12 protein-coding genes are annotated in these 12591 nt (G+C 67.6%); 8 read left to right on the top strand and 4 right to left on the bottom strand.

The window, feature by feature from the left end:
- Positions 1 to 24: 24 nt before the first annotated feature.
- The gene (locus BH708_RS16540; protein ID WP_083713712.1) at positions 25 to 471 is read left to right on the top strand and encodes a PD-(D/E)XK nuclease family protein; all 447 of its coding nucleotides are present in this window, start codon (positions 25 to 27) and stop codon (positions 469 to 471) included.
- Here BH708_RS16540 and BH708_RS16535 read toward each other — a convergent pair.
- Entirely contained in the window at positions 440 to 1750 is a 1311-nt protein-coding gene (locus BH708_RS16535; RefSeq protein ID WP_076806357.1) for an ISL3 family transposase, read from the bottom strand. The two genes, BH708_RS16540 and BH708_RS16535, sit on opposite strands and share 32 nt — an antisense overlap.
- A 222-nt stretch (positions 1751 to 1972) precedes the next feature.
- Between BH708_RS16535 and BH708_RS19920 the strand changes: the two genes are divergently transcribed.
- The 3 genes from BH708_RS19920 to BH708_RS19625 all read left to right on the top strand — a co-directional run bounded on the left by BH708_RS19920 (position 1973) and on the right by BH708_RS19625 (position 6314).
- Positions 1973 to 2656, top strand: a complete 684-nt coding sequence (locus tag BH708_RS19920; protein WP_157236014.1) for a hypothetical protein — start codon at positions 1973 to 1975, stop codon at positions 2654 to 2656.
- 890 nt (positions 2657 to 3546) lie between these two features.
- The gene (locus tag BH708_RS16520) at positions 3547 to 4887 is read left to right on the top strand and encodes a M20/M25/M40 family metallo-hydrolase (protein WP_076810110.1); all 1341 of its coding nucleotides are present in this window, start codon (positions 3547 to 3549) and stop codon (positions 4885 to 4887) included.
- Positions 4887 to 6314: a DUF3100 domain-containing protein gene (locus BH708_RS19625; RefSeq protein WP_216639483.1), complete on the top strand. Its 1428-nt coding sequence runs from the start codon at positions 4887 to 4889 to the stop codon at positions 6312 to 6314. The genes BH708_RS16520 and BH708_RS19625 overlap by 1 nt, the downstream gene beginning before the upstream one ends.
- Before the next feature lie 81 nt (positions 6315 to 6395).
- On the opposite strand, the gene BH708_RS19910 is transcribed toward BH708_RS19625, so the two are convergent.
- Entirely contained in the window at positions 6396 to 6560 is a 165-nt protein-coding gene (locus BH708_RS19910; RefSeq protein WP_157236012.1) for a hypothetical protein, read from the bottom strand.
- A gap of 648 nt (positions 6561 to 7208) precedes the next feature.
- Here BH708_RS19910 and BH708_RS16510 point away from each other — a divergent pair.
- The 4 genes from BH708_RS16510 to BH708_RS16495 are packed head-to-tail and all read left to right on the top strand — an operon-like array spanning position 7209 to position 11668.
- Positions 7209 to 8498 carry an alpha-L-fucosidase gene (locus tag BH708_RS16510; protein ID WP_076810109.1) on the top strand — a complete coding sequence of 430 codons (1290 nt, stop codon included), beginning with the start codon at positions 7209 to 7211 and terminating at the stop codon, positions 8496 to 8498.
- A 37-nt stretch (positions 8499 to 8535) separates the two neighbouring features.
- Positions 8536 to 9786, top strand: a complete 1251-nt coding sequence (locus BH708_RS16505; protein WP_076810108.1) for an ABC transporter substrate-binding protein — start codon at positions 8536 to 8538, stop codon at positions 9784 to 9786.
- Between the two features lie 54 nt (positions 9787 to 9840).
- A complete protein-coding gene (locus BH708_RS16500) occupies positions 9841 to 10767 on the top strand; it encodes a carbohydrate ABC transporter permease (protein ID WP_076811474.1) in 927 nt (308 codons plus the stop codon).
- Entirely contained in the window at positions 10757 to 11668 is a 912-nt protein-coding gene (locus tag BH708_RS16495; protein ID WP_076810107.1) for a carbohydrate ABC transporter permease, read from the top strand. Before BH708_RS16500 ends, BH708_RS16495 begins: the two co-directional genes overlap by 11 nt.
- A gap of 92 nt (positions 11669 to 11760) precedes the next feature.
- On the opposite strand, the gene BH708_RS16490 is transcribed toward BH708_RS16495, so the two are convergent.
- Both BH708_RS16490 and BH708_RS16485 read right to left on the bottom strand, forming a co-directional pair.
- Entirely contained in the window at positions 11761 to 12126 is a 366-nt protein-coding gene (locus tag BH708_RS16490; RefSeq protein WP_076810106.1) for a DUF86 domain-containing protein, read from the bottom strand.
- The gene (locus BH708_RS16485; RefSeq protein WP_076810105.1) at positions 12126 to 12569 is read right to left on the bottom strand and encodes a helix-turn-helix domain-containing protein; all 444 of its coding nucleotides are present in this window, start codon (positions 12567 to 12569) and stop codon (positions 12126 to 12128) included. Before BH708_RS16485 ends, BH708_RS16490 begins: the two co-directional genes overlap by 1 nt.
- Positions 12570 to 12591 lie beyond the last annotated feature (22 nt).

The following is a 12591-nucleotide window of genomic DNA, read 5'->3' as shown; positions in this document are numbered from 1 at the left end:
CGCGCACGTCGCTACTCTCATACCATGGCTGACCGTCCTGCCCCCGCGAACGGCATACTGACCACACTCCTCCCCTCGATGTCGCGGAGCCTGGCTGAGCAGTTCAACGTATTCCGCGTGATGCATCACGGGACTCATGAGAAGCAGCTCTCCAACGTCTTCGCGTGGTTGCTGAACTCCACAGCGAGCCACGAGCTGGGGGACGCTTTCCAACGCATCTTTCTCGAGCGGATCAACGACGAGCTGCCCGGCGGCAGTCGACTTCCACTGTCGAACTACCGCGTGGTGCAGGAAGTAGCGACCGAAGCCAACGAGGGGATCTCCGTCGAGGCGGCCGCTGACATAGCCGACATCGTCCTCTCCAGGCCGGACGCGGCCGTAGTCGTCGAGAATTTCGGAACGTCCGACGGGCACGGTCACGACTATCAGCGATACCGGCTCATCGCATTTGAGGGTGTAGCAGGGGTCTGAAGCCTCCTGCTTCGAGGAGGCCGCGGGCGATGTAGTGGGTGAGGTTGCGGAACCCGAGGGCGGAGCCGCGGAGGTGTTCGAGTCGGCCGTTGATGGCCTCGGTCGGGCCGTTGCTGGTGCCGGGCCGATCGAAGAACGCCAGCACGTCCGCGGCCCTTTTCGTCAGGGTTCGGCCGAGCTTGGCCAGCTCGGGCAGGGCGTCGGGGACCTTCTTGCCAAGCGCCCCGATCAACTTCTCCATCATCACTCTGGCCTTCGCTCGGTCGGGCTCTCGATAGGCGGCGACCATGGCCTGGTAGATCTCCCAGGTCACCTCGACCGCGACGTGCTTCTCGCGCTCGAACAGCGCGCTGAGGCGCTCGCATTGGCGATCGGTGAGCAGCTTGGTGCCGGTGTGGAGGGTGCGGCGGGACTTGTAGAGGGGGTCGTGCTTGCGGCCTCGGCGCTGGTGGAGCTGCTGCTGGACGCGTCGCCGGCAGTCATCCAGCGCGTCCCCGGCGAGGCGGACGACGTGGAAGGGATCCATGACCGCGACCGCGCCCGGGAGCGCCTCGCCGGTCGCGGTCTTGAAGCCGGTGAAACCGTCCATCGCGACCACCTCGATCCGGTCCTTCCACTCTTCGGGGCGCGCCTGGAGCCAGGCCTTGAACGCGGCTTTGGAGCGGCCGGGGATCATGTCCAGGAGCCTGGCCGGCCCGGTCTTGTCCCTGGCGGGGGTGAGATCGATGATCACGGTGACGTACTTGTCGCCGCGCCGGGTATGACGCCAGACGTGCTCGTCGACCCCGATCACGCGGACGGCGTCGAAGCGGGTCGGGTCATCGATCAGCAGCCGCTGGCCCTCGGCCAGGACGGCGTCGTTGGCGGTGTGCCAGGCCACCCCGAGCCCGGCGGCGATCCGCGCGATCGTGAGGTGATCGACGACCAGGGCTTCCAGCGCCCAGCGCATCCCGCCGCGAGAGAGTTTCGCCCGCTCGGGTGCCGCAGCGGTGGTGTCCTCGCGCCACCGGTTCCCGCAGTGATCACACCGGTACCGGCGGATCCGCAGCAGCAGCGTGGTGGGCCGGTGACCGAACGGCTCGTGAGCGAGGGACCGGGTGATCGAGCCCCGCGAGGTCGCTCGTGCCCCGCAGGCGCGGCACCACGGATCCTCCTCAGCGAGCCGGCACTCGAGCACCGCCCGTGAGGCCGTGATCCGCTGCCCCACGGCGACCAGGCCAAGCTCCGCCAGGCGCGTGAAGGTCGTCAGATCGGGGTCGTCAAAGGTAGCGTTGAGCATGTCGAGGTCTTCCAGATGGCGAGCGTCAGAACTTCCATCATCGGGAGACCTCGACGTCTATCCCGGCAATGACGCGCCCACCCCACGCCCCGCGACTACCCCCTCAACTGCGATGAGCCGCGATACCTTTCCCACGGCACCGCCGGCGGGCGGCCTGCGGCCGTCGTCCTGCTCTGCCAACGCCGAGAGGCGCACTTGCAGAAGGATGGGTGGGAGCAGGCGGTGGTCGTCACGTATGCAGAGCTGCTCCGCGCCCTGCTGAGCCATGTCGAGCAGAACCGGGCATGGCGCGTGAAGCATCCCGATCAGCACTTCTTCATGCGACAGATGTTTCAGCACTTCGTCGAAGGACCAGCATCAATGAATACCGAGGACACAATCTCATTCATCTCCACCATGTGCGAGACCGGAGAATCCGCACGCTATGGTCACCGCCCGCGCGACGTGGCGATTCAGGAGTTCGTCGACCTCGTCGCCGAGCATGCCCGCCGCCAGTTCGAAGACAGCCGTGCGACGCTCGCAGCCGTGAAGAATGGCCTGCGCACCTATTCACGATCGGTCTTGGCGGAACAGGTCAATGAGAGAATCGACCGAGGGCCGATCGAAAAAGTGGTCACCCGGTTCGTCGGCAAATGGGAGTGGTGCGTGGAACTGCAGCGGGTTAACCCCCATCCGACGATCTTCCTCGAGTTCGGTCCTACCGCTGCTGTCGAACAGCACAGGGCCTTGCTCCCGGTCGAGGATCCCGACTACTCGCGCGTCTTCATCAGCCTGTGGACCGCCGACGGGTCAGGCATCCAGAAGATCGTGCAGACGGACGTGGGCCTTGCCGAGGCCATCGATGGTCTGACGGCCGACGACCACCGGTTGTGCGACGGCGTGCTGAGGGTTGCCGCTGCGGCGTGAGGTGACGCCCGGGGCTACCGGGCCCACGCTCATGGGCCGGTGTCACGGCGCGATGATCTCCGCGATCCACGGCGCGCAGCGTCAGGGCGATCGCCGAGGTGGGAGCCGTCGGCCACCCGGGCCGCCCCTTACCGTCGGAGCGCGCGAAGGTCCCCTCCGGTGCCAGAGCCTGGGAGTCGACGAACTCCCGGTCGGATCCAGCCGCTCGGCGAGGTCACCCATGTAGGCGACGTGGGCCTCGATCTCCTCCGGAGCCCACTGCTCCGTCGGCGTGTCGTTCACCGACGCCGGGGCGCCGCGGTAGTGCTTCAGAAGCAGCTACTTGACCTTGACGGTGTGCCTCCTCAGGCATCGACGCAACCCGTTGTGGTCGCGTCCATCCCTGCGACGGAGCTGTTCGGCCGTTCTCGACATCGGGTGGGGACGTCCGTCGCACCGACAGGCTGGACGAAGCGCGTGCGATCCGCCGGGTGCGGGCCGAGATGAGACTCCGTCACCGCAGGACCCCGCAGCACCAGGTCAATCGCCTGGACTTGCGCGGCTGCGCCTGCTGGTGGATCGAACGGGGCGAGAGGCCGGGACGTTCTCAACTGCCGGGTGGGGCGACAGCATCTCGATCGAGGCGGTGGTAGCGCACGGCTCCAGGACATGGGCGATCAGGACACCGAAACGTCCACTGTGCAGACCGGGAAGTGGTTCCCCTCGTGGACGGCACGGACGCGAAGGACCTCACGTTCGCCGAGACTGCGGCGGATGAACCGAGCGCGACGCCGGGCAGTCGCGGGCTCGCTGACCGCCCGACGTAGAATCCTCTCGCCGCACTCGCCCCGCGGATCCGGCAGCCCGGATCACCCGCGCGAGTCCCCCGACATCCTGGAGTTCCGCCCACCATGACCTTCGACCGCCTCTTCCCCGAAGTCCGCGACCTCGTCGCCGACCTCTGGGACCACCCGGAGCTCGGCTATCACGAGCACCACACGACGGAGATCGTCGAGCAGTTCCTGCTGCGGCATGGCGACGGTGCAGGGATCGAGCATTTCTCGACCACGGGCCTGAAGGTCGCGCTGCCCTCCGCGGCTCCCGAGGATCCGCAGCGCCGCCGGATCGCCGTGGTCGCCGAGCTCGACGCCGTCATCTCCCCCGCGCATCCGGATGCTGATCCGGCCACCGGCGCGGTACACGCCTGCGGCCACCACACGCAGGTGGGCATCGCCCTGGCCGTCTTCGCACACGTGGTGGCCACGGGCGCCTGGCGGGAGGCGGACGTGGACCTCAATTTCGTGTTCGTCCCCGCGGAGGAGTTCGTGGATCTCGCCCGCCGCGCCGAGCTGCGCGACGAAGGGAGGATCACGTGGTTCGGCGGCAAGCCGGAGGCGATGATGCTCGGCGTGTTCGACGACATCGACGCGGCCGTCTGCCTGCACGCCATCGGCGGGCTGCAGAGCGAGCCGACGATCGAGATCGACTGCGATCTGGCAGGCTTCCTCTACAAGACGGTCGAGTTCGAGGGGGAAGCCTCCCATGCCGGCCTCGACCCCTTCAGCGGCACCAACGCCTACGCGATGTCGACCCTGTTCACCACGGCGCTCGGCCTGGGCCGGCAGCAGCTGCGCGAGGACGTGCTGGTGCGGATGAACCCGGTGATCCCCGCGAGCGAGATGACCACGAACGTGATCCCGCACCGCGTGAGCGTCGGTACCGATGTCCGCTCGATCGACCTCGACTATCTCGGGGAGGTCGCAGCCCGGGTGGACCGTGCCGCACACGGCTGCGCCTCCGCACTGGGCGGCACCGCGCACGTCACCACGGAGATGGGGTACCTCCCCTTCGTCCAGGACCGCACGCTCTCCGGCGCGTTCCGGGAGGCGTTCGCGCAGGATGACTCGATCACCCACCTGATCGAGGACCGCGGTGCGATCGCCGCCGCGGGAGACGCCGGCGACCTCTCCTTCATGATGCCCACCGTGCAGCTCTCCTACGGCGGGTTCGACGGCGTCATCCACGGCAAGGATTTCCGCATGGTCGATCCCGAGCACGTGCTGGTCTCGGTCCCGCACCTGCTCACCCGGGCGCTGCTGGGAATGGGACGTCATCTGCCCGAGCCGTTGTACCGCCGCTCCTTCGATGACTACGTGCGCACCCTCTCCGCGATCGCGCCGCTGCCTCGTGGCGTCCATGCCGCCTCCGACGACGCCACCACCTCCGTCTCAACTGCCGCTGGGGACCGCTGATGACGACTCCCTCGACCGCGCGGCGCCAGTCCGCCGCCCCCGGAAGCCCCTCCACGAGCACGCGCTGGGGCGTCGTGCTGGACATGACGCTGCTGGTCACCCTGGTGCTCCTCACGATCGCCGTGGCGGAGGTCATCGGCACCCGCACCGTGCAGCTCAGCAGCTCGGTCACCATCACGGTGCTGCCGCTGGTCTTCGCCGTGCTCCTCACGATGCTCCTCGGCATCCCGGCCTGGCGGCGCGGGATCCTGCGGCGCGTCTACTCCCCGCGCACCGTCGGCTTCTCCGGCGCGTTCCTGATCATCATCATGCTGCCGCTCATGGCACGGTACGGCGCGGACGTCGCCCCGCGCCTGCAGGAGATCCTCTCGATCGGCTGGGTGTTCCTGCTGCAAGAGCTCGGCAACTTGGGCACCGTCGTGCTGGGGCTACCGATCGCGCTGCTGCTCGGTCTGCGCCGACACGCCATCGGCTCCACGCTCGGCCTGGGCCGTGAGGGCGAGCTCGCCTACATCTCGGAGAAATACACCCTGAACTCCGATCCGGGCCGCGGGGTGCTCTCGATGTACCTGATGGGCACGCTGTTCGGCGCGCTGTTCTTCTCGTTCTTCGCGCCGGTGCTGCTGGCGACCGGGCTGGACGTGCGTGCCCTCGCGATCGCCTCCGGCATGGGCTCCGCCTCCATGATGACGGCGGCCTCCTCGACCCTCGCGGCGCAGGCACCCGATCTGCAGGACACGATCATCTCCTACGCCGCGGCGAGCCAGCTGCTGACCAGCTTCATCGGCACCTACACGATGGTTTTCCTCGCCGTGCCCCTGCAACGCGCGATGTTCAACCTGATGATGCGGGGGAAGGACCATCTGCCGACCGGGCATTCCGCGGCCACGCTCGGGGCGCGCAGCACCGCGACAGAGGCGAGCACCGCGCCGTCGGCCCGGCGGCTCTTCGCTGCCGGGCGCTACGCCACGTTCATCGGCGTCGTCCTGCTCTCCGTCGCGCTGGTGCTGTTCACCCAGCAGGTCAAGCTGTGGGTGGACCCGGAATCGACGCCGATCACCGCCCTGACCCTGGGCGGGCTCGCCGCGCTGTGGCTGTTCTCGTTGCTCGGCCTGGTGATCGGGGACCTCATGACCCTCAGCCGCCTTCCCCTCGTGCGTGATTTCCCGGTGCTGGGATGGGTCTCGCTGGTGTCGCTCGCCGGCTGCCTGAGCTGGAGCGGCTTCGTGGACGCGATCGGCGCTGTCGACTTCCTGTCGTTGACCACCCCGATCCTCGCCTTCGCCGGCGTGAGCGTCGCGGACCGGCTCGTGGACCTGTCCAAGACCTCGTGGAAGATCGCGATTACAGCGATCTTCGTGTTCATCGGCACGTACGCCGGGTCGGCGCTGCTCGCCCACTTCGGGCTCTCGGTGGCCGGAATGTGAGTGCGGACCACGTCATGACCGGCTGGTCGCCACAGGCGGTATGGAGCACGTGCCCGCATCGCCGCCGACCGCGCAGCGCGGTCACTGAAGCTCCGCAGCACCGATGACGTAGGCCGGAACCGTCGTGCTGCCGCCGATCTGCGTGTCGTCGCTGAGGGACCAGCCGATCGTGACCCGCAGCTTCGCCTCGTCGTCCGCGACGAAGGGGTCGAGGACGGGGCAGTCGAACTCGCCGTCACCGGCCAAACCGACCGTGTTGCGCTCGTAGTCGTACCACTGGTCCTGCGGGGACGGCCATCACGGGGGACCGCCAGCGGCGGCGCGAGATCGGCGCGCGCTCCAACTCGTTCGAACGTCGACCCATCGTCAAGCCTCCCCAGCATCTCGATCGCGGCGTGATGCGCAAGACCCTATAGACCGGCCACCAGCGCCGACGGGACGACGAATGAGCGCCGGCCCCGCCTGGACGAGCTCATGGTCGGCCCGACAGACATGTACCCCGACCGCGCCCAGCAGCGCATACGCGATGAAGATCGAGATCACCGACCAGTACGTCAGAGCGGAGCTCGGGGCTCATCCGCGGAACGCGATGGAATGAGTGCTGTCAGCGCTCCGGAGCACGACCTCGATCTGTGCACAATCGCCGGACTCGGTCGACAAGCATCCGAGGTCTACGGGCGACAAGAACGGATTCTACGGACACAGCCCGCAGTCACACGCAGTTCGACGGGCCGATGCGAGGACACCCCCTTGACATACCTCCGACCTCTCGACAGCATGTGATGCGCGTCATGGCCTTGCTCCCGAGCCACTTCGAGAGGCCCTGGGACCCATCTTGCTCGGCCACCGCGTCCCCCACGGAAACCGCAACGACACCCCTACGGGAGATCAGTGATGCCGACACCGTCGACCTCCGCAACGCCGACGCCCTCCACCGATTGGTTCGACCACGACCGCTTCGGAATGTTCATCCATTTCGGGCTCTATGCGATGCCTGCACGCCACGAATGGGTCATGTCCATCGAGGAGCGGGACGCATCCGAGTACGAACGGTACGCGCGGTACTTCGATCCCGATCTCTTCGATGCTGCGACCTTCGCGCGACTCGCCAAGGACGCGGGCATGAAGTACGTCGTCCTGACGACGAAGCACCATGAGGGCTTCTGCCTCTGGGACACGGCGCTCTCCGACTACAGCGCACCGCAGTCATGCGGGCGTGATCTGGTGCGCGAGTTCGCGGATGCCGTCCGCGCCGAGGGCCTGAAGGTGGGGCTGTACCACTCGGTCCTCGACTGGCACCACCCCGATTACACGGTCGACGAGCGGCACCCGCTGCGCAACCGCTCCGACATCGACAGCGTCGACCGGGGCAAGGACATGGCGCGGTACCGGGACTACCTGCATGGACAGGTGCGCGAGCTGCTGACGGACTACGGTCCGATCGACTACATGTTCTACGACTTCACCTTCCCCGGAGAATTCGGGAAGGGCCCCGAGGACTGGCACGCCGAGGAACTGCTGGCGATGACCCGCGAGCTCCAGCCGGGGATCATCGTGAACGACCGTCTGGGCATTCCCGGCGACCTGGTCACACCCGAGCAGTACCAGCCGGACAGCCCCATGACCGACGACGACGGACACCCCGTGCGCTGGGAAGCGTGTCAGACCCTCAACGGCTCATGGGGCTATGACCGGGACAACCTCGACTTCAAGAGCACGCACATGCTCCTGAGCATGCTGGTGGATTCCGTCGCGAAGGGAGGGAACCTGCTGCTGAACATCGGCCCGGACGGACGCGGCAACGTGCGGGACGAGGACACGCAGAGGTTGGAGGACATCGGCCGATGGATGCACCTCCACCAGCGGTCCGTCTACGGTGCCGGTCCGGCCACGTCGCTGACAGCACCCGCGGGGACCGTCATGACCCAGCGCGAGGACCGCGTGTACGTGCATTTCCTGGCGTGGCCCCTCAAGCACCTCCACCTCAAGAACGCCGGGGGCCGGATCGCCTACGCGCAGCTGCTCAACGACGCCTCCGAGGTCACCTTCCAGGAGACGGACCCGCAGGCGAGAGCGTGGAACACCAATGTCGGTGGACTCGAGCCCGGCACGGTCACCTTCCACCTGCCCGTGCAGAAGCCCGATCCGTGGATCCCCGTCCTGGAGATCTTCCTCGAGGAATGACCCGCCGGACTCCCGCCCGTCTCGACGAGGAGACAGCATGCACCCCCACACCCTGTCACGGAGGACACTGACCGCCGCGATGCTCGCCGGCCCGCTTCTGGCGTCGTGCTCGCCCGCGGTGGACCCCGGCGGGCACGTCGACTCCTCGGGCCACGCCACCGTCTCGTGGACGATGTGGTCCGGCGGCAGCGAGGAGCGGCAGTCCTGGCAGGACGCCGCCCGCACCGTCGGGCGTGAACACTCGAATCTCACGGTCGAGCTGCAGACCAGCGCATTCGAGGACTACTTCACGAATCTCGGCACCCGCATCGCCGGCGACGCCGCTCCGTGCGTCGTCAGCATGCAGAGTCTGCGGCTGGGGACGTTCGACGACGCGATGCTCCCCCTGGACGACCTGATCTCAGAGAGCGGCCTGGACCTGGCGGCCTTCGATGACAACGCCCTCGAGGCGCTGCAATCGGAGGGCAGGCAAATGGCGTTGCCGTACGACAACGGGCCGATCCTGATGCTCTACAACCGGGACATGTTCGAGGCCTCCGGCGTTCCAGCGCCCGGCGCGGGGTGGACGATCGAGGACTTCGAGGAGGCGGCACGGTCCCTGACGCAGGGCACCCAGTTCGGGTACTCCGCCTTCCCCAACAGCGAACCCATGCTCTCCATGCTGCTGTCCTACAACGGCGCCACGGCGGTGACCGACGATCGCCGGCTGACCCTCGACTCCCCGGCCATGATCGAGGCCTTCAGCTGGTACTCCGGCCTGGTGCGCGATCTCGGGGTGGCACCGGAGATCTCGGGGAACACCGACGTCGCCCTCGACCAGTTCCTGGCCGGGAACGCGGCCATGGTCCCCACCGGCCCGTGGGCGATCCTGAACGTCAACGCCCAGGCGGACTTCACCGTCGGCCTCGTCCCTCTGCCCGTCGGGTCGAACGGCCCCGCGACACTCTCCGCGGGGTCCGGCTTCGGCATCTCCACGAGCTGCCCCGTCGTCGACGAGGCGTTCCTCGCGATCACCAGCCTCACGGGACCGGACACGCTGGAAGCACTGGCCTCCGAGGGCAGAGCCTTCCCGTCACGGACCGCACCCCAGGCGTCCTGGTACGCGAACGCCCCGGCAGGTTCCGAAGAGGCTCTGACGGCGGCGCTCGACACGGCCACACCGCTGGTCACGAGCGAGAACTGGACTCAGGTCGCCGAGGGCATCGCCCAGTACGGAGGGCAGGCATTCAACGGGGAGAAGGATCCGCAGAGCGTCCTGCGCATCCTCCAGGACGAGTACGAACGCTGACCCGCAGGCCGCGCGACGACGCGCGGCGACCTCTCGGAGGAGGACCACGTGACGATGACCCGAACCGCGGCGCGGGCCACGCGCACGCCGCCGACGCCCGGAGCACGCCGGCGGCGCCGCTCCGACTCCGTGGCCGCCGCCGCCTTCACCTCCCCCGCGTTCATCGGCCTGACGGCGTTCACGCTCTTCCCCATCGTGATGTCCGTCGTGGTGAGCCTGTGGAGCTGGCCGGCCTTCGGCGACCGTGAGTTCCTCGGCCTCGCGAACTACACGGACCTGCTCACCAGCCGCCAGTTCCGCCGCGTCATCGTCAACACCGTGCTCTACACCGGGCTGTACCTGCCGCTGAACATCATCGTGTCGCTGGGACTCGCGATCTGGATCTCCACGATGAGGAGAGGGAGGCAGACGCTGCGGGTCATCTTCTTCATCCCGGTCGTCACACCCATCGTCGCGCAGGTGCTGGTCTGGCGGCTCATGTATCAGCCCGGCGGCGCGATCGCCGGAGTGCTGGCACCGCTGGGGATCGAGGCACCCAACTTCCTGGGCGACAGCTCCTGGGCGATGATCTCGATGGTCGTGATGAGCGTGTGGCAGGGATTCGGGTACAACATGCTGATCTTCTCCGCGGCGCTGGACCAGATCCCGCAGTCCGTGCAAGACGCCGCGAGCGTCGACGGGGTGACGCCGCTGCAGCGGTTCCGCTCCGTCACCCTGCCGATGATCTCCCCGATGATGTTCTTCGCGACGACGATGACGCTGATCACCTCGTTCCAGGTCTTCGCCCAGCCCTACCTGCTGACAGGCGGAGGACCCGGGAACGCGACAGAGACGCTGGTGCTCTTCATCTATCGGGAAGGGTTCAGCGCCTTCTCCCTGGGGTCGGCGGCGGCCGCGGGCTGGTTCCTGTTCGCCCTCATCCTGCTCGTGACGCTCGTGCAGTTCCTCGGACAGAAGAAGTGGGTGCACTATGACTCTTGAGACGACCCGCGGGCCGCTGGTGCCGCAGCACGATCGGTCCGGACAACCGCAGTCCCCCGCCGGCCGCAGGAGGCGTCCGCGGGCGGTGCGGCACGCGATCTCCGCCGCCCTGCTGTGGCTCACCGCCCTCGTCTTCCTGTCGCCGATCATCTATGCCGTGGCGGTCTCCCTGAAGCCCCCGGCGGACATCTTCGACATCCCGCCGACGCTGCTGGGCTCGGAGATCCGGTGGGAGAACTACCTCGAGGCGATGACGTACCTGCCGTTCCTGCGGTTCATCGCCAACAGCCTCGTGGTGGCCGGCGCCGGGACGGTGATCGTGCTCGCCGTCTCGAGCCTGGCCGCATACGCCTTCGCCCGGCTGCGGTGGCGGATGCGCGCGCTCGTCTTCCTGCTCTTCCTGTCCACGCTGATGATCCCGCAGGAGGTCCTGGTCATCCCGCTGTTCATCGAGATGCAGGTGTTCGGCTGGGTCGACTCGTACCAGGCGCTCATCCTCCCCTTCGCCTTCACGGCCTTCGGCACGTTCCTCGTCCGGCAGTTCTTCCTGGGGGTGCCGGCAGAGTTGGAGGACGCCGCCCGCATCGACGGTGCGGGGCATGCCCGCATCTTCCTCTCGGTGATGCTGCCCCTGGCACGGCCCACCCTCGCCGTCCTGGCAGTCTTCACCTTCATCACCTACTGGAACAGCTTTCTGTGGCCGCTCGTGATCACCCACAGCATCTACGAGAAGGGCGTGGTCCCCGTCGGGCTCGCGCTCTTCTTCAGCCAGCAGGGCAGCCAGTGGCACCTCGTCATGGCCGCGTCCATCGTCTCGATGGTCCCGACGGTGATCCTCGTGCTGCTGCTGCGGCGCCACCTCGTCAGCGGAATCGCCACCGCGGGTCTCGGGGGGCGGTGACGGCATCCGCGACATCTGCGCCCGGTCTCCATCACGCGCGAGGGAATGGTGTCCATGGAGCATGCTCACGGGCCTGACGGAGGTGCTGCGGGTCAGCTCCTCCCAGCCTCGCCCCGGAGCCCCGGGAGCATCACATCGGCGAGGTAGTCCCGCAGCCTGGGGATGTCGTCGGTGAGCGTCTTCCAGACACGATCCGACGTGAGATCGTCGTACTGGTGCGCGGCCATGTTCCGCATCGCGATGATGATCCGCCATGGCTGATCGGGGTAGCTCTCACGGGCATGCTCGGGGAGCCGCGAGACCTCCTCCCCCAAGCGGATGAGTCCCATCTCGATCGCCCACCGGGTACGAAGATCCTCCTCGAAGGGCTCCCGTCCAAGCGCCACAATTCTCGCGACCTGGTCGCAGGTGCGGAGCAGCCGCTCGGCCGTGTCCAGGGCTTTCGACGCCTCCCGCATCACAGGTCGACCGCCTCGGCAAGAACGCGGGCCTTGAAGGCGCCGTGGAGCGAGTCGGAGCCGACGACGTCCACCCTTGCCCCCAGCAGCTCCGTCAGGTCCAGACGGAGCGCGATCTCATCGAACAACCCTGCGTCCTCCGCAAAGTCGACGAGCAGGTCGACATCCGAGTCCAGCCCGTCCTCGCCCCGAGCGATCGATCCGAAGAGACGGGGGTTCGCTGCGCGATGCTTCTCGACGACGTCACGAAGTGACTCGCGATGGCGTGCGATGCGAGACGACGGCCGTACACGCAGTGCTTCTCGAAGGCGTTCGAGCACCTCGGCACTGGGGGTGCGACGCCCGTTCTCGTAGGCGGAGAGATTCGGCTGGGGAACGCTCGCCGCACGTGCGAGCGCCGCCTGGGTGAGCCCCGCGGCTTCTCGCTCTGCTCGGATGTCCATGGGACCAGCATAGCGAGGGTAT

This window comes from Brachybacterium sp. P6-10-X1 (assembly GCF_001969445.1).
Classification (GTDB): domain Bacteria; phylum Actinomycetota; class Actinomycetes; order Actinomycetales; family Dermabacteraceae; genus Brachybacterium.
The sequence above is the reverse complement of the archived record's forward strand: the minus strand, read 5'-3'. Positions and strand labels throughout refer to the sequence as shown.

Coding starts and splice junctions, on each gene's coding strand:
- BH708_RS16540 (WP_083713712.1), top strand. CDS start 25: ATGGCTGACCGTCCTGCCCCCGCGAACGGCATACTGACCACACTCCTC.
- BH708_RS16535 (WP_076806357.1), bottom strand. CDS start 1,750: ATGCTCAACGCTACCTTTGACGACCCCGATCTGACGACCTTCACGCGC.
- BH708_RS16520 (WP_076810110.1), top strand. CDS start 3,547: ATGACCTTCGACCGCCTCTTCCCCGAAGTCCGCGACCTCGTCGCCGAC.
- BH708_RS19625 (WP_216639483.1), top strand. CDS start 4,887: ATGACGACTCCCTCGACCGCGCGGCGCCAGTCCGCCGCCCCCGGAAGC.
- BH708_RS16510 (WP_076810109.1), top strand. CDS start 7,209: ATGCCGACACCGTCGACCTCCGCAACGCCGACGCCCTCCACCGATTGG.
- BH708_RS16505 (WP_076810108.1), top strand. CDS start 8,536: ATGCACCCCCACACCCTGTCACGGAGGACACTGACCGCCGCGATGCTC.
- BH708_RS16500 (WP_076811474.1), top strand. CDS start 9,841: ATGACCCGAACCGCGGCGCGGGCCACGCGCACGCCGCCGACGCCCGGA.
- BH708_RS16495 (WP_076810107.1), top strand. CDS start 10,757: ATGACTCTTGAGACGACCCGCGGGCCGCTGGTGCCGCAGCACGATCGG.
- BH708_RS16490 (WP_076810106.1), bottom strand. CDS start 12,126: ATGCGGGAGGCGTCGAAAGCCCTGGACACGGCCGAGCGGCTGCTCCGC.
- BH708_RS16485 (WP_076810105.1), bottom strand. CDS start 12,569: ATGGACATCCGAGCAGAGCGAGAAGCCGCGGGGCTCACCCAGGCGGCG.